This window comes from Adlercreutzia aquisgranensis (genome assembly GCF_943193145.1).
Classification (GTDB): Bacteria; Actinomycetota; Coriobacteriia; order Coriobacteriales; family Eggerthellaceae; genus Xiamenia; species Xiamenia aquisgranensis.
Window position 1 is genome coordinate 1 of the sequence record NZ_CALPDA010000007.1, and the last position, 15,956, is coordinate 15,956.

Sequence of the window (15,956 nt, forward strand, 5' to 3'; positions counted from 1 at the left end):
CGGGAGCAGCTTTCTCAGCTCCACGTGGTTGCGCTCGCAGCGCCCCTTCTGCTGCGATGCCCGCACGTCGCAGTAGAACACGCGCGTGCGCGCGCCTTCCGAGAGCGACCTTTCCATCCCCTCGGCGTCGGCGAACTCGGGGCCGTTGTCGGTGAGGAGGGGGTCGAACAGGCGCGAGAACACGGATGCGCCCAAGGCCCGCTCCAGAGAACCGAGGGCGCGCGCCGTCTCGTCCGCGCTCTTCCTCTCGAGCAGCATGACCAGCTGCAGCCGGCACGGTCTGAGCAGCAGCGTGAGCAGGCAGCGCTCGTCGGCGGCGCGCCCTATGACGGTGTCCATCTCGCAGGCCCTCGCGCACGCCTCCTCGCCCAGGGCGCAGAAGGCCGCATAGGAGCGCTCGGGACCATGGGAGGTGGGCTTGGGGGCGGTGCGCTCCTTCCTCGGCTTGTAGCCGACCTTGCGGCGCAGGTCGAGGTTGGACATCCCGAAGTAGCCGCGCCCGATCCAGCGGTAGAGGGTGGAAGGCGCCAGTCCCAAGTGCGGGTGCGCCATGCAGATCTGCTCCGGCGACATCCCGCGGCAGACGTCGTCGCGTATCGTGAAGGCGATCCGTTCGAAGTCCTCTTCGCGGGCGTTGATGCCGCGTCTGGCATCCGAGAGCGTGGAGTCGGCCAGCGCTTGGGCGAAAATGGCGGAGTACTCGCAACGGTGCTTTCTGCCGCATGGGCGCGGGAAGGCGGAGCAGCCGTTGCACACCCACGGCCAGCGCAGCAGATGCTCGCATCTTCTCTGCTGCTCGGGGATGGAGCCCGCGCGCATGCCCCTGCAGTCCTTGTGCGCCCAGGTCCTGTTGCGACGCACCTCGTCTGTGACGGTGGAAGGGGAGCGCCCTATGGACGCCGCTATCTCCCGGCATCCCTTCCTCGCGCGAAGCCCTGCCTCGATCGCGCGCCTGTCGGCTTTGGTGAGCCTGCCGTATCGTTTCGCGGCCATGCTCTTCATCGGCCTCCTCTCGTCGATGGGGCCGCCGCACGGTCGCTGCGGCCTCCATGCTCAACCGTACGCGTTCGGCTGAGTATGGGAAAAGATGTCGAAAAGAGGCAGGTGTTCGGCTGACAATGAGAATTAACGCTGACTTTTTTAATCTGACCACCTATGCGACTTTCGTGTCGATTGCGACAATCCCTCAATTATGGGCGCTTTCGAATCTCAAATTGAGAAGGAGGATTGCCTCTGTCGGACTTCTATGTGCGCTCTCGGTGCTCTTCCCCGTGGTCGCTTGGGTGTTCAACGGTTTCAGCGATTTCTCTTATCGCTGGCTGTTCGTCTGGTCTCCCATAGTTTCGCTGGCGACAGGCATGGGCCTTGATCTTGTTTTAACCAAAAAGCGATGGAGCTGGAAGGCTACGGCCTGCGTGTGCTCCCTGTTCGCCCTTGCAAGCGTGGCGACGCTTCCTGTCTTTTTGCCTGTAGGGGACGACTCCGTCTTCGGGCGGGCGAAAAGGGTAACATTTGCGCTGCTCGTGGTGGTCTCCTATGCGCTTCTTCTCAGTGGGTTGATTTTTACGCGAAAACAGACGGGCTCGCATGCCCGAAGGGGTAGTTTGGCGGCGTGTCATTTTGCCAAAGCGGCGCTTCTCTCCTTTGCAGCCCTTTTGTTTGTCCTTGAGATGGGCGTTGCGTACAGGAACTGGCCCGATTCGAGAAGCTATTCGGAGCAGTTTTCCAACATGGTCGAGAACGGGACGGGTTTTTTCGACTCGGATTTGGAGACTGTTCGTGGCATACGCCTTGCCGATGATTCGTTTTACCGAATCGAAAAGGACCACGGTTCGGTTGTTGTCGATTGGGGCGTACCGTACGAATCAGACAACGACTCCATGGTTCAAAACTATTTTGGAACGCATAGTTACAATTCCATGAACTCATCAGGCGCTATAGACTTCTTGCGTGCAGCGGGCGTCTTCGTTGCGTTTCCTGCAGCAGACCTCTCTTTGTGCGAATCGCCCTACGACGTAAGCGGTCCGAATCTAAACTACATCAATGGGGTTGGGAATCGTTATAAGCTTATGGCTCTGCTGGGCGTCAAGTACTACATTACCATAGGCGGCGCGCCTGATCTGCCCGATTACTTTGCTTTCGACGAAGACCTCTCGAGCGAATCGCGCTCTGTGTGGAGAAACAAGGGGTCCTATCCCTTTGCATCCTTCTTCGAAAGTGCGATTTTGGAATCTGATTACAGGATGATGTCCTACGAGGAAAAGGACGACGCGCTCCTTTCGTCCGTCGTACTTGAGGATAACGCCGCGCTTCTTTCGGAGCTGCAGCAAGCTGGCGAGGGTGATCTGTCTGATCGGGATGTCGTCGACAGTGCTATAAAGCAGAACGACATCGTGAAAATAGAAATGCTAACCGAAGGCGACTACGTCGTCGATCTCGATGCTCCCAGCAGGGGCGTCCTGCTCGTCGCGACTCCCTATGAAAAGGACAATTGGTCGATACTGGTCGATAGTGAACCTGCGGAGGCGATTTGCGTTGATTGTGGGCTTCTCGGCGTTGCCGTTGATTCTGGCGAGCACGTCATTCGGGTTCGGTACCTTCCTCGATGGTTCGGTATGGGGGCGACCGTGTCTTGTGTTTCTCTGATCGGGTTGCTCCTCTACGGTTTGCGCTGCAGGTTCTTTTGTGGGAGCGGTTGTCCCTAGCAATTGACCCGCTTTTTGCGGCTCCTTGTGCCGCACCATCGCGCTCGGATCTGGCTGGAGGAGCTCGTCTGGCGTTGCTTCCCGACAGAGCAGTGCATGTGCGGTGTGTTGTTTTCAGCTGTCTTTTCTTGCCGACACATTAACCAAAGCAGGCTGTCATTGCTTTCGCTTCTGTGGTCGCTGGCATCTCGTTGCTTTCGCGTCTGTTGCGTCGGTCTGGTATGATTGAGGCAAGCAACCGATTGCCGGAGGGCGATGTGCTGGAGACGCCCTTTTCGTGGGCGTTCGTGTGGCCATGTGTTACGGCAACTGTGGTCCGCTCCGTTTCCATGCCGAGTGCGCCAGGTGCAGGGCGCTCGTCGACATCATGTGCGGCTGCCTGTTCGAGGGTATTCTCTCAAACAGGCAGTTTAAGTACGTGCTGGCATGGGCGAAGCTGCACAAGGACGAGCTCATGCAGGATTGGGGGCTTGCTGCGGACGGCCGTCCTTTGAATTCCATTGCCCCTTTGATGTAGGGGGCTCTCTTTGGCGCCATGCAAGACTCCTTCTGGGAGAACGCATGGGTTTCGTGTCTGCGAGTCGGGTTGTACATGCGGGGGACTCGTGCTATTCTACCCTAATAAAGCACCTAATTCGGTACTAGAAAGAGGTAGCCATGAAGGCAATATATCCGTCGACCGCTTTGAAGACGAGGCAACGCGAGATGAAGGCGCTTGCCGACGAACAGATCGTTTACATCACCGAGAACGGCCATGGCGCCTATGCGTTCATGTCCGAAGCGGTGCTCGACCGCTATGTCGCCGATGCGGTGGAGGAGGCGCTCTACGAAGCCCGCATGCACGAGGCGCTTGCGCAGTCGCGGGCGGATTTCGAGGCAGGGCGCAGCTATGACTCGCTCGAGGGGCTGCTGAGCGCTGTCGAGAAGAAACGCGCCTCCCGTGGCTAGGCTGCTTTTCTCGGAGCGGTTCGCCGACGATCTGTCCCGAGTGGAGACCGCGAAGCTGGAGCAGCGCGTTCTAGAGAACCTGAAGAACATCGAGCGCTTCAGCGATATCGGGTCGAGCCTCGTTCCGAAATCCATCAAGAGGGACTTCGGGAGCAATGTGCGCAAAATCGCGGTGAATCCCTTCGACCTTGTCTACACCTACTACCCCGAAAGCGATACGGCTTACATCGAGGCCCTCGTCCATCAGCGCGCCGCGTTCTGAGCGCTTCGGGTGACCAAGGAAATTGCAAGGGTATTCGGGCTTTGGGGCACCTGGGATAGCCGTGCCCGCTATCATGGGCGGAAAGTGTGAAAGGCTGGTTGCCGGGCTCCTTGCGAGGGGCGGCGGCCGTGCCGACGCGTAGGCAAGGAAGCACCTATGACCAAGAAGATCGCCGTTATCGACGGAAACTCGCTTATGCACCGGGCGTTCCATGCGGTGCCCCCCACCATGAACGCACCGGACGGCACGCCCACCAACGCCGTGTTCGGCTTCATGTCCATGTTCATGAAGTTTGTCGATACGGCCCATCCCGACGCGGTCATCTGCGCCTTCGACGCGGGGCGCCCGGCGTTTCGCATGGAGGCGCTCGAGCAGTACAAGGCCCAGCGTCCGCCCATGGACCCCGACCTGAAGGCGCAATTTCCCATCATCGAGGAGCTGCTGGAATCCATGAACGTGCCCGTCATCCGCATCCCCGGCTGGGAGGGCGACGACATCCTGGGCACCATCGCCGCGCGCGACGAGGAGTTGGGCTTCGAGACGCTGCTGGTGACCGGCGACAAGGATGCCTATCAGCTGGCGAGCGACCTTACGAAGATCGTCACCACCAAGAAGGGGATCACCGATGTGGCCATCATGGGCCCGGCCGAGGTCCAGGAGCGCTACGGCGTGCGGCCCGACCAGGTGACCGACTTCCTAGGGCTTAAAGGCGACCCTTCCGACAACATCCCCGGCGTCCCCGGGGTGGGGGAGAAGACCGCCGCCAAGCTGCTGGCCACCTACGGCACGCTGGATAGCCTCTACGCCCACACCGACGAGCTGAAGGGCAAGCAGAAGGTCAACATCGAGGAGAACAAGGAGTCGGCCTACCTCAGCAAGAAGGTGGCCACCATCGTGCGCGACCTGGATTTCCCCCTCGATTTGGAGGACGCGAGCTTCCCCGACTTCGACCCGGTGAACGTGGAAGCCGCCTTCAAGCGCATCCGCTTCGATTCCCATCTTGCGCGGGTGCTGGCGCTGCAGGGCGCCCAGGCCGTGCGCGAGGAGGCGAAGCTGGTGCTCGATCCGGTGCTCGACGGCGCCGAGGCTGCGGCATCCTTCGAGGGGCTGCTTGCCTCGGGCACGCGGGTGGGTGTATCCGCCGCGGCCCCGGCCCAGCAGTCGCTGTTCGAGCCCGAGCTGTTCCTGGCCGTGGCCTCCGAAGAGGGAGTGCTGCTGTTCCAGGGTGACGAGGCCAAAGGCGCTCTTGCCCGCCTCGTGGCTGCGGGGTCCATCGCTACGCTGGATGCGAAGGCCCTGATACGGCACGTGTTCCCGAACGATACGTCCCTTGATGCCTTGGTGAAGCCCGAAGAGGTGCTGGGCGCGGACGTGCTCGACCTGTCGCTGGCCGGCTACGTGCTGGACTCGTCGGTGTCCGAGTACAGCTACGACGTGCTGCTCGACCGCTACGTGGGAGGGGTCCTGCCCGAGGCCGCCGACGCCCCGCAGGCTGCTATCGCTCAGGCTGCGGCGGCTTTCGCCCTGGCAGAGCCGTTGCGCGCGGCCCTCGAGGCGGACGGGGCGCATAAGCCCTACTTCGGCATCGACCTTCCCCTGGTGGGGGTGCTCTGCCTTATGGAGCGCGTGGGCGCCGCCATCGATTTTGCGCACCTGAAGCGCATCGGCGAGTCCACCCAGGCGGACTTGGCCGAGCTGCGCAGCCAGATCTTCGCCATCGCCGGCGAGGAGTTCAACCTTGACAGCCCTAAGCAGCTGGCCGTCATCCTGTTCGAGAAGCTGGGGCTCAAGCCCCTCAAGAAGAACCAGCGCGGCTACTCCACCAACGCCGCCGTGCTCAAGGAGCTAGCTTCCGACAACCCCATCTGCGACCTGGTGCTGAAGTACCGAGAGCTCGCGAAGATCTCGTCCACCTACATAGACGCGCTGCCGCGCATGAAGGCGGGCGACGGGCGGGTGCACACCACCTTCAACGAGACCGTCACCACCACCGGGCGCCTGTCGTCGTCCGATCCGAACCTGCAGAACATCCCGGTACGTACCGACTTCGGGCGCCATATCCGCGAGTGCTTCGTGCCTCTGGCGGAGGGCGAGAAGTTCTTGGGGGCCGATTACTCCCAGATCGAGCTGCGGCTGCTCGCGCACCTCTCCGGCGACGAGCATCTGGTGGCCGCCTTCAACTCCGGTGCCGACTTCCATGCGGCCACGGCCTCGCACGTGTTCGGCATCCCGGTGGACGAGGTTACGCCCCAGCTGCGCAGCCGCGCCAAGGCGGTGAACTTCGGCATCGTCTACGGTCAGCAGGCCTATGGGCTGGCCCAGAGCCTGGGCATTCCGTACCCCGAGGCCAAGGAGATGATCGAGCGCTACTTCGAAGCGTACCCCGGCGTGCGCGCCTACCTGGACTCCACGGTGGAGCAGGCCCGCGAGACCGGATACGCGCTCACCATGTTCGGCCGAAAGCGCCACGTGCCCGACATCCGCTCGAAGAACAGCGCCACCCGTGGCTTTGGCGAGCGCACCGCCATGAACCATCCCATGCAGGGAAGCGCCGCCGACATCATCAAGTTGGCTATGAGCGAGGTGCAGCGGCGGCTCCTGTCCGAGGGCTTTGAGGCCAAGTTGCTCCTGCAGGTGCACGACGAGCTTGACTTCAGCGTCCCCGAGGCCGAGATCGAGCGGCTTTCCGCCATGGTGCGCGAGGTCATGGAGGGCGTCGTGGAGTTGAAGGTTCCGCTTGTGGTTGATGTGAACTGGGGCGACAACTGGGCTCAGGCCCATTAGGCGCCGGGTGCGTGCTCGCGGCGGCTCCGTGGACGATTTGTGAGTGCGCGCCCATGGGAAAAGCAAACGCTTGATTCGCGAACGGGTTCTGATACCATGTATCAAGTTGCGCCCAAAAGGGCGTGACTCAGGAATAAGCGCGATGATACGCGTCGGTCGTGCGGATAAGCGCCATGACCACGCCTACAAGCTATCGCCTTACGTTTATTCATAGGAGAGCAAGCATGTACGCAATCGTGAAAACGGGCGGCAAACAGTACAAGGTTGCCGTCGGGGACAAGCTCAACGTGGAGAAGCTTCCCGTCGAGGTTGGCCAGAAGGTCGAGCTCACCGCCATCTGCGTGGTGGACGGCGACAAGGTGGAGGCCGATCCCGAGAAGGCGGCCAAGACGGTCGTGACGGCTACCGTCGTCGAGCAGTTCAAGGGCCCCAAGCAGATTGTCTTCAAGTTCAAGAAGCGCAAGAACTACAAGCGCCTGCGCGGTCATCGCCAGCAGCTGACCCGCATTCAGATCGATTCCATCGGCAAGAAGGCCTCCAAGAAGAAGGCTGCCGAGAAGCCTGCCGCCGACGCGGTTGTCGCCGCCGACGCCGAGTAGAACGAAGGAGGAGCTTCAATGGCACACAAAAAAGGTCTCGGATCTACTCGTAACGGCCGCGATTCCCACGCGCAGCGACTGGGCGTGAAGATGTTCGCCGGCCAGAAGGTCCGCACGGGCAACGTCATCGTCCGTCAGCGCGGCACCCACTTCCACCCCGGCGAGAACGTCGGTCGCGGCAAGGACGACACCCTGTTCGCCCTGTGCGACGGCACGCTGAAGTTCACCCGCGGCGTGAAGCGCAAGATTCACGTCCTGCCCGAGGAGTAGGGAAGACGTATTCATCGCTCGGCTTCGGCCGGGTGCCCGGATACGCAGCCATGGTGCCCTCTGATTGCCAGAGGGCACTTTTGTATAGGTGGTGAGGCTATGTTCATCGACAAGGTACGCATCCATGTGAAGGGCGGCGACGGCGGTGCCGGCTGCATGTCGTTTCGCCGCGAGGCCCACGTGCCCAAGGGCGGTCCCGACGGCGGCGATGGCGGTCACGGCGGCAACGTGGTGATCGAGGCTGACGCCAGCCTGTCGTCGCTGATCGACTACCGTTTCAAGCATCACTTCAAGGCGGCCCGCGGCACCCACGGCAAAGGCAGCCGCATGCACGGCGCCACCGGCGAGGACCTGGTGCTGAAGGTGCCTGTGGGCACCGTGGTGCGCGAGTACTTCGAGGAGACGGGCGAAGTTGGCGAGCTTGTAGCCGATCTGACGCGGGACGGCGAGCGCGTGGTGGTGGCCGAAGGCGGCCACGGCGGGCGCGGCAACATCCACTTCGTCACCTCCACGCGGCGTGCCCCGGCCTTCGCCGAGCTGGGAGAGCCGGCTCAGGAGGGCTGGGTTGAGCTCGAGATGAAGCTCATGGCCGACGCGGCGCTGGTAGGCATGCCCTCGGCGGGCAAGTCGTCGCTGATCGCGAAGGTGAGCGCCGCGCGTCCCAAGATCGCCGACTACCCGTTCACCACCTTGGTGCCGAATCTGGGCGTGGCGCGGTCGGGGGATTTGTCCTTCGTCATCGCAGACGTGCCCGGGCTCATCGAAGGGGCCCACGAGGGCCGCGGATTGGGCCATGAGTTTTTGCGGCACATCGAGCGCACGGCTCTTATCGTGCACGTGGTTGACCTGACCGGCGACTGGGAGGGCCGCGACCCGCTGCAGGACTACGAGATCATCAACCGCGAGCTGGCCCTGTACGACGACGCACTGGCGAAGCGCCCCCGTATCGTGGTGGCGAACAAGATAGACGTGGCCGGCACCGAGGAGGTGGCCCGCAAGCTGGCCGAGCGCGTGAAGGCCGATTCGGTGGCGGCAGCCGGCGGCGACGAGTTCGCTCCGAGCCCCATCGACCCGAAGCTCTACCGCATCAGCGCCCTTACGGGCGAGGGAGTGGAAGGTTTGAAGGCCGCCATAGCCACCAAGGTGCACGAGCTTCGCGAAGAGGCGCGCGACCGCGAGGCTGCAAACGTGCAGTACGAGCACGTGTGGGAGCTCAAACGCGAGGAGCGCGACAAGCGCTTTACCGTCACCCCCTTGGGCGGCGGGGTGTTTCGCGTGGAGGGCGCCCAGGTGGAGCGCTGGGTGGTGCAAACCGACTGGGAGAACGAGGAGGCGGTCACCTTCCTGCAGCACCGCTTCAAGCGGGCGGGCATCGACACCGCCATCGAGAAGGCCGGCGCCAAGGACGGTGACGAGATCCGCATCGTGGGCCGGGCCTTCCAGTTCGAATCGCCTACGGCCCACGAGGACGTTTATCAGGAGCTCGACCTATGACGGGCGAAGGCGCTGCTGGGCGCCGCTTGGTGGTGAAGATCGGCTCGTCCACGCTTACCACCTCTGAAAGCTCCATCGACTACGCTTTTCTGGACGACCTGGCGGCGCAGGTGGCCGCGGTGCGCGAAGCGGGCTGGCAGCCGGTTATCGTGACGTCGGCCGCCATCGCCTGCGGGTTGGAGGCCTTGGGCGTGGCGAAGCGCCCGACCGACATGCCCAGCCTGCAGGCGGCGGCTTCGGTGGGGCAGAGCGCGCTCGCCACCGCCTACGCCGAGGCCTTCGCCAAGCAGGGCATCGTCACCTCCACGGTGCTGCTCACCCGGCGCGATACCGCCGACCGCACGGCCTACCTGCATGCGCGGGACACCTTCGGCAAGCTTCTGGACTGGGGCGTTGTTCCCGTCGTCAACGAGAACGACACCGTTTCCGTCGAGCAGATTCGCTTCGGCGACAACGACACCTTGGCGGCCCTTGCGGCCTGCCTCATCGACGCCGACCTCATGGTGATCCTCTCGGACATCGACGGCCTGTACACGGCCAACCCTGCCCGCGACCCCGATGCCAGGCTGGTGGAGCGGGTCGACCGCATAGACGGCGCCATTTTGGCGTCGGCCGGCGGCGCGGGCTCGTCGGTGGGGTCGGGCGGCATGCAGACCAAGGTCAAGGCTGCACGGGTGCTCATGGCGGCCGGCATTCCCATGGTCATCGCCTACGGTCGCCGTCCGAACGTCGTCGTCGATGCCGCTGCAGGCAAAGGTGTCGGCACGCTGTTCGCCGCCCCCGAGCGGCCTCACGAGATAACGCCGCGCAAGCTGTGGATCGCTCTTGGCGATTCCGCCCGCGGTACTGTGAAGGTGGACGAGGGGGCAAAGAATGCCCTGGTGGAGCACGGGAAGTCCCTTCTGGCTGTAGGCGTTCGGTCCGTGGAGGGAAGCTTCGGGCTGGACGATATCGTGGACGTGGCAGACTTCTCCGGGCATGTGTTCGCCCGCGGCCGGGCATCGGCGGGAAGCGATTTGCTGGAGCTTGCGGCCGGGCGCACCCGGGAGGAGATCGCCGCCAACGCCATCCTGGCCCCCTTGGCGGACGGCCCCGTCATCCACCGCGACGAGCTCGTGCTCTTCGAATAGGAGGTTCGCTATGTCTTTGCAGGAAGAGGTGCGCGCCATCGCCGAGCGGGCCAAGGAGGCCTCGGTCGCCCTGGCCGGCGCGTCCGGCGAGCAGCGCAACGCGGCTTTGCGCGCCATGGCCCAGGCACTGCGCGACAACGCCTCGGCCATCGTGGAGGCCAACGAGGCAGATGTGGCCTCCGCTCGCGAGGCGGGCACCAAGGAGAGCCTGATCGACAGGCTGTCGCTTGATTCGGACCGCATCGCCGCCATGGCCGACGCGCTGGACGACGTGGCGGCGCTGCCCGATGCGGTGGGGCGCACTCTCGAGCGACGCACGCTGGAAAGCGGCATCGAGCTCGAGAAGGTGAGCGTGCCCTTGGGCGTGGTCGCTGTCATCTACGAGGCGCGGCCCAACGTCACCGCCGACGCGGCCGGCATCTGCCTGAAGTCCGGCAACGCCGCCATTCTGCGCGGCGGTTCCATGGCAGGCTGCAGCAACGAGGCCGTCGCCGGCGTGCTGGCCGACGCCGTGGCCTCCGTCGGGCTTCCCCGTGCCTGCGTGAGCTGCGTGCCCTTCGCCGACCGTGCCGCCACCGACGAGCTCATGGGCTTGCGCGGTTTGGTTGACGTGCTCGTTCCCCGCGGAGGAGCCGGGCTCATCCAGCATTGCGTGGAGCATGCGAAGGTGCCCGTCATCGAGACCGGTACCGGCAATTGCCACGTGTACGTGCACGCCTCGGCCGACCGCGAGATGGCGCGGGCCATCATCCGCAACGCCAAATGCCGCCGCTACGGCGTATGCAATGCTGCGGAGACGCTGCTCGTGGACGAGTCGGTGGCCGCCGAGCTGCTGCCGCCCGTCCTTCGCGACATGGCCGACGAAGGGGTGCTGCTCCATTGCGACCCGCTGGCCTTGGCCGTAGCCGAGCAGGCGGGGCTGGCGGTGACCGGCGAGCGTGCCCAGGCGGTTTCCGCTACCGAGGCGGACTGGGCCACCGAGTACCTGGGCCCGGAGCTTGCGGTGCGCTGCGTCGGGTCGGCGGACGAGGCCATCGCGCACGTGAACCGCTACGGGACCAAGCACTCCGAAGCCATCGTGGCTATGGACGAGGCGGCCATCGACGCCTTCCTCGCCCAAGTGGATGCTGCTGCCGTCTACGCCAACGCTTCCACCGCCTTCACTGACGGCGGCCAGTTCGGCTTGGGCGCGGAAATCGGCATTTCTACTCAGAAGCTCCATGCGCGCGGCCCCTTCGCTGCCGAGGCCCTCACCTCCTACAAGTACGTGCTGCGTGGCAGCGGGCAGGTGCGCTCCTGATGGGGGAGGCTTCGACCAAGGCGTCCGGCGCCCCTCTAGCCGACCGCCCGCTTCGCCTGGGCATCATGGGGGGTACCTTCGATCCTCCGCATCTGGGGCATATGCTCGCCGCCGACCAGGCGCAGCAGGCACTCGGGCTCGATCGGGTGGTCTTCATGCCGGCAGGCACGCCGTCCTTCAAGCAGGACAGCTGCCGCGTTCCCGCTGACGACCGCCTGGTTATGACGCGCCTGGCCGTGAGGGACGTGGAGGGCTGGGAGGCAAGCGATATCGAGGTCGCCCGTCCCGGCATCACCTACACGGCCGACACCCTGCGCCAGCTGCGACAGACGTTGCCCGCCGACGCGCGCCTGTTCTTCATCGTGGGAACCGACGCGGCCGCCTCCATGCCGCAGTGGAAGGAGCCGGAGGCCGTGGCGCAGCTGGCCGAGGTCGCCCTGGTGCAACGCCCGGGCCAGGCCGACGCCCAGGAAGTGGCCGAAAGCTTGGAGGCCGCGGGCTTTCGCGTGTCCGTGGTGCCGGCAAGTACCGTTGACGTTTCGTCGAGCCAGGTGAGGCAGCGCTTGGCCGAAGGCAGGACCGTGCGCTTCCTGGTGCCCGACGATGTTATCGCCTACATCGAAGACCGGGGCTTGTACCGAAGCGAAGGAGATGCATGATGGGCTGGCAGGAGAAGGACCTCTTCACCCTCGATGACGCGGATGCGCTGTCCGACGAGTTCTTCCGCGCGCGCAAGGATGACCTGTCCCGCCGCGTGGGCAAGCGGCGCTTCCGCCATAGCGAGGGCGTGTCGGGTACGGCCGTGCAGCTGGCGCGCGCGTACGGGGCCGATGTCGCCAAGGCGCGGCTTGCCGGCATCCTGCACGATTGGGACAAGGGCTACTCCGACGAGGAGGTGACCCAGCGGGCGCGCGACCTGGCGGTGGACGTCGACCCCTACGTCTTGGAGTCGATGCCCAAGGTGCTGCACGGCAAGACCGCCGCCGCGGCCCTGGCCCGCAGCTACCCCCAGATTCCCGCCGACGTCATCCAGGCGGTGAGCCGCCATACCGAGGGTGCCTGCGACATGACCGACCTTGACATGGTGGTCTACGTGGCCGACGCCATCGAGCCGGGGCGCGACTATCCCGGAGTGCAGGAGATACGGGATGCCGTGGGGCGTGCGAGCCTGGAGGAGCTTTTCGTCATGACCATGCGCGAGGTGCTCAGCTCGCTGGTGCTTCGCAGCAACCGCGTGCATCCGGCGAGCGTGAACGTGTGGAATCGCTACATCGAGCGGGCGCGAAGGGCGTCTGCGTACTAAACTGTGCAGTCCGAAAGAACACGATAGGAGAGAGCTATGGCTGAGGATATCCTGGAGGAGGCGACCGACGTCCGTCCACTGACGTCGAGGGAGTGCGCGCTCATCGCCGCCCGTGCGGCCGATTCCAAGAAGGCTACCGACATCATGGTGCAGGAGGTGCGCGAGCTCATCGGCGTGACCGATTACTTCGTTATCGCCACGGCGGCCAACAACCGCCAGGTCGACGCCATCATCGACGAGATCGAGGAGCAGTGCCGCGTGAAGGGCCACATGAAGCCCGTGCACCGCGAGATCTCCAAGGACGGCACCTGGTCCCTTCTGGATTACGGCAGCTTCGTCGTGCATGTGTTCCAGCCCGAAACCCGCGACTACTACCGCCTGGAGCAGCTGTGGAACGACGCCCCCATCGTCGATTTGGCCGCCGAGGAGGGCTTCGACAACCTGGAGTACTCCGAGCGCATCGCCGAGTTCCTGGAGCGCAGCCGATAATGGCCATCGACCTGGAAGGGCTCAACACTGCCCAGCGCGAGGCCGTGGAATGTACCGAGGGCCCGCTTCTGGTGCTGGCTGGGGCCGGCAGCGGCAAGACGCGCGTGCTCACCTACCGCATCGCGAACCTCATAGAGAACAAGGGCGTGGCACCCTGGCAGATCCTGGCCATCACCTTCACCAACAAGGCCGCCGCCGAGATGCGCGAGCGTCTGAGCAGCCTGGTGGGGCCGCGCTCGCGCGGCATGTGGGTGTCAACTTTCCACAGCATGTGCGTGCGCATGCTGCGCGCCGATGCCGATCGGCTGGGCTTCTCGCCGTCGTTTACCATCTACGACACCGACGACCAGAAGCGCCTGTACCGCGAGATCATGGCCGAGCTTGACATCAACCCCAAGGTGTTCCAACTCAACGCCGTCATGGGCCGCATCTCCCAGGCGAAAAACGAGCTGCTGACCCCGGCGCGCTTCGCCGAGAAGGCAACCGACCCTTTGGGCAAGGCGGCCGCTCGGGTGTACGCGAAGCTGCAGGAGCGCCTGAAGGCGGCCAACGCCTTCGACTTCGACGATCTGCTGCTGTACGCGTTTCTGCTGCTGAAGCACCATCCGGACGTGCTCGAGGCCTACCAGGAGCGCTTCCGCTATCTGCTGGTGGACGAGTACCAGGACACCAACCGCGCCCAGTACGCCATCACCCAGCTTCTGGCCGATAAGTACAAGAACATCATGGTAGTGGGCGACGACGACCAGTCCATCTACAGCTGGCGCGGCGCCGACCTGCGAAACATCCTGGAGTTCGAGCAGGACTACCCGCAGGCCCACACGGTGAAGCTGGAGGAGAACTACCGCAGCGTGGGCAACGTGCTGGCCGCGGCCAACGCCGTCATCGCCAACAACCGCCAGCGCAAGCAGAAGAAGCTCGTTGCCACCCGCGAGGACGGCGAGAAGCTTCAGGTGTACGCGGCTTCCGACGAGCGGGACGAGGGCCGCTGGATCGCCGGCGAGATAGAGAAGCTCACCGGCGCTGGCTTCAGCTACAACGACATGGCGGTGTTCTACCGCACCAACGCCCAGTCGCGCATGCTGGAGGACATGCTGCTGCGCGCCGGGGTTCCCTATCGCATCGTGGGGGGCACCCGCTTCTTCGAGCGCGCCGAGATCCGCAACGTCATGGCGTATCTGACCTTGGCGGTGAACCCGGCCGACGACATGGCCGCCACCCGGGTGATCAACGTGCCCAAGCGCGGAATCGGCAAAACCACCATCGAGCGCATAGCACAGAACGCGACCGAGTGGAACATGACCTTCCTGCAGGCCGCCGAGCAGGCGATCGTGGATCCGGAGATCCGGCCTGCCACCCGAAACGCCGTGGCGTCGTTCGTGCAGCTGATCAAGGAAGCCCACGACTACGGCGGGGACCTGCGGCGTGTGGTGGAGACCATCGTGGACAAGAGCGGTCTTCTCGAGGAGCTGCGGGCCCAGGGCACCGACGAGGCCCGCGGGCGCATCGAGAACATCCAGGAGTTCATGGGCGTCGTCGACGAGTTCACCGACACCCACAGCGCCTCCGATACCGAGTTCGCCGCGCCGACCGCGTCGGATGGGGCCGAGCAGGACGCGGACGCCGACGGGGGGCAGCCGCCCGTGCGCGTGCTGCGGGGCGACTCGCTTGCGGACTTCATCGAGTGGGTGCGCCTGCGCACCGACCTTGACACCGTGTCCGAGGACGGCCAGGCGGTCACGCTCATGACCGTGCACGCCAGCAAGGGCCTGGAGTTCGACTGCGTGTTCGTAGCCGGCATGGAGGAGACGATCTTCCCGCACCTTACCTTCAACAGCGACCCCTCCTCGGTGGAGGAGGAGCGACGCCTTGCCTACGTGGCTATCACCCGTGCGCGCAAGAAGCTGTATCTCACCTGCGCGAACACCCGCCAACTGTACGGACAGACCTCGTCGAACCCCGTCTCGCGCTTTATTCGCGAGATCCCCTCCGAGCTGCGCCAGACCACCGGTTTGGGCTCGGCCGGCTTCGAGGGCACCGGCTGGGAGAAGCGCGGCAGCCGCCGGGGCATCTCGGGCAGCGGGTCGGAAGCCGGCGGCGGGCGCGTGTTCGACCGCTCCAGCAACGCGTTCACCGCCGGCCGGGCCGACGGACGCCGGTCGGGCGCGGCTGGCAAGAGGGGAGGGTCGTTCGCCAGCTTCATGGAGGAGGACTCCGGCCGCGTGTTCGGCTCGTCGGGGCGTGAGGGCGCTTCCGCATCCGAACGCAGCGGATCGTTTGCAGCTGGCTTCGGCAGCGGCTTGGGCTCGAAGGCAGCCGCCCGTTCGCGGCCGCAGCCGCCCAAGCAGGCATCGGCAACCTTCGCTGCGGGCGACAAGGTGGACCACAAGACCTTCGGCCGCGGGCTGGTGGTGAAGGTGGACGGCGACACGCTGCATGTGCGCTTCGAGAAGTCGGGCCAGACCAAGAAGCTTTTGCGCGACTATGCGCCCATCGTGAAGGTGGGCTAGGCCGCAAAAAGCCGCTTGCGGGTGCTTTCTGGGGTTTCGGCGATAAGGCACGGCGCCTGTCGGCGAATCGTTTCGGGGACGCTATACTTGTTCGCTGGTTTTCAGCACACCCATAGATTACGAAAGGACCTGCCCTGTGCAGGTCCTTTGGCGAAGGAGCTT

Annotated in this window: 16 protein-coding genes; 15 read left to right on the plus strand and 1 reads right to left on the minus strand. The window is 64.5% G+C overall.

The features are described 5' to 3' along the window. On the minus strand, nt 1–945 hold a 945-nt coding region (locus NFR41_RS05195; RefSeq protein ID WP_432762693.1), incomplete at its 3' end, for a helix-turn-helix domain-containing protein. Between NFR41_RS05195 and NFR41_RS05200 the strand changes: the two genes are divergently transcribed. The 15 genes from NFR41_RS05200 to NFR41_RS05270 all read left to right on the plus strand — a co-directional run bounded on the left by NFR41_RS05200 (nt 893) and on the right by NFR41_RS05270 (nt 15,794). Continuing rightward, complete coding sequence (locus NFR41_RS05200; RefSeq protein WP_251230982.1) at nt 893–1,075, plus strand: hypothetical protein; 183 nt, start codon at nt 893–895, stop codon at nt 1,073–1,075. The genes NFR41_RS05195 and NFR41_RS05200 overlap by 53 nt on opposite strands. A 43-nt stretch (nt 1,076–1,118) precedes the next feature. Further along, entirely contained in the window at nt 1,119–2,705 is a 1,587-nt protein-coding gene (locus tag NFR41_RS05205) for a YfhO family protein (protein ID WP_251230983.1), read from the plus strand. Between the two features lie 289 nt (nt 2,706–2,994). Beyond that, a complete protein-coding gene (locus NFR41_RS05210) occupies nt 2,995–3,222 on the plus strand; it encodes a DUF4160 domain-containing protein (protein WP_349665469.1) in 228 nt (75 codons plus the stop codon). Nucleotides 3,223–3,410: 188 nt separating this feature from the next. After that, nucleotides 3,411–3,653, plus strand: a complete 243-nt coding sequence (locus tag NFR41_RS05215; RefSeq protein WP_251230984.1) for a sodium:proline symporter — start codon at nt 3,411–3,413, stop codon at nt 3,651–3,653. Next, a complete protein-coding gene (locus NFR41_RS05220) occupies nt 3,646–3,915 on the plus strand; it encodes a sirohydrochlorin cobaltochelatase (RefSeq protein WP_251230985.1) in 270 nt (89 codons plus the stop codon). The genes NFR41_RS05215 and NFR41_RS05220 overlap by 8 nt, the downstream gene beginning before the upstream one ends. A 156-nt stretch (nt 3,916–4,071) precedes the next feature. Continuing rightward, nucleotides 4,072–6,699, plus strand: a complete 2,628-nt coding sequence (gene polA / locus NFR41_RS05225) for a DNA polymerase I (RefSeq protein WP_251230986.1) — start codon at nt 4,072–4,074, stop codon at nt 6,697–6,699. Nucleotides 6,700–6,923: 224 nt separating this feature from the next. After that, nucleotides 6,924–7,298: a 50S ribosomal protein L21 gene (gene rplU, locus NFR41_RS05230; protein WP_251230987.1), complete on the plus strand. Its 375-nt coding sequence runs from the start codon at nt 6,924–6,926 to the stop codon at nt 7,296–7,298. 18 nt (nt 7,299–7,316) lie between these two features. After that, nucleotides 7,317–7,568 carry a 50S ribosomal protein L27 gene (gene rpmA, locus NFR41_RS05235; protein WP_160214241.1) on the plus strand — a complete coding sequence of 84 codons (252 nt, stop codon included), beginning with the start codon at nt 7,317–7,319 and terminating at the stop codon, nt 7,566–7,568. A 99-nt stretch (nt 7,569–7,667) separates the two neighbouring features. Then, a complete protein-coding gene (obgE, locus tag NFR41_RS05240; protein WP_160214240.1) occupies nt 7,668–9,062 on the plus strand; it encodes a GTPase ObgE in 1,395 nt (464 codons plus the stop codon). Beyond that, nucleotides 9,059–10,192 carry a glutamate 5-kinase gene (proB, locus tag NFR41_RS05245; RefSeq protein ID WP_251230988.1) on the plus strand — a complete coding sequence of 378 codons (1,134 nt, stop codon included), beginning with the start codon at nt 9,059–9,061 and terminating at the stop codon, nt 10,190–10,192. The genes obgE and proB overlap by 4 nt, the downstream gene beginning before the upstream one ends. A gap of 10 nt (nt 10,193–10,202) precedes the next feature. Further along, nucleotides 10,203–11,492, plus strand: coding sequence for a glutamate-5-semialdehyde dehydrogenase (locus NFR41_RS05250; RefSeq protein ID WP_251230989.1), 1,290 nt, complete (start codon nt 10,203–10,205; stop codon nt 11,490–11,492). Further along, entirely contained in the window at nt 11,492–12,151 is a 660-nt protein-coding gene (gene nadD / locus NFR41_RS05255) for a nicotinate-nucleotide adenylyltransferase (protein WP_251230990.1), read from the plus strand. Before NFR41_RS05250 ends, nadD begins: the two co-directional genes overlap by 1 nt. Next, on the plus strand, nt 12,148–12,795 hold the full coding sequence (gene yqeK / locus NFR41_RS05260; protein ID WP_251230991.1) for a bis(5'-nucleosyl)-tetraphosphatase (symmetrical) YqeK: 648 nt from the start codon (nt 12,148–12,150) through the stop codon (nt 12,793–12,795). The genes nadD and yqeK overlap by 4 nt, the downstream gene beginning before the upstream one ends. A gap of 36 nt (nt 12,796–12,831) precedes the next feature. Next, nucleotides 12,832–13,284 (plus strand): ribosome silencing factor, encoded by a 453-nt coding sequence (gene rsfS, locus NFR41_RS05265; RefSeq protein ID WP_251230992.1) that lies wholly within the window; start codon nt 12,832–12,834, stop codon nt 13,282–13,284. Further along, on the plus strand, nt 13,284–15,794 hold the full coding sequence (locus NFR41_RS05270; protein WP_251230993.1) for an ATP-dependent helicase: 2,511 nt from the start codon (nt 13,284–13,286) through the stop codon (nt 15,792–15,794). Before rsfS ends, NFR41_RS05270 begins: the two co-directional genes overlap by 1 nt. The last annotated feature ends 162 nt before the right edge of the window (nt 15,795–15,956 follow it).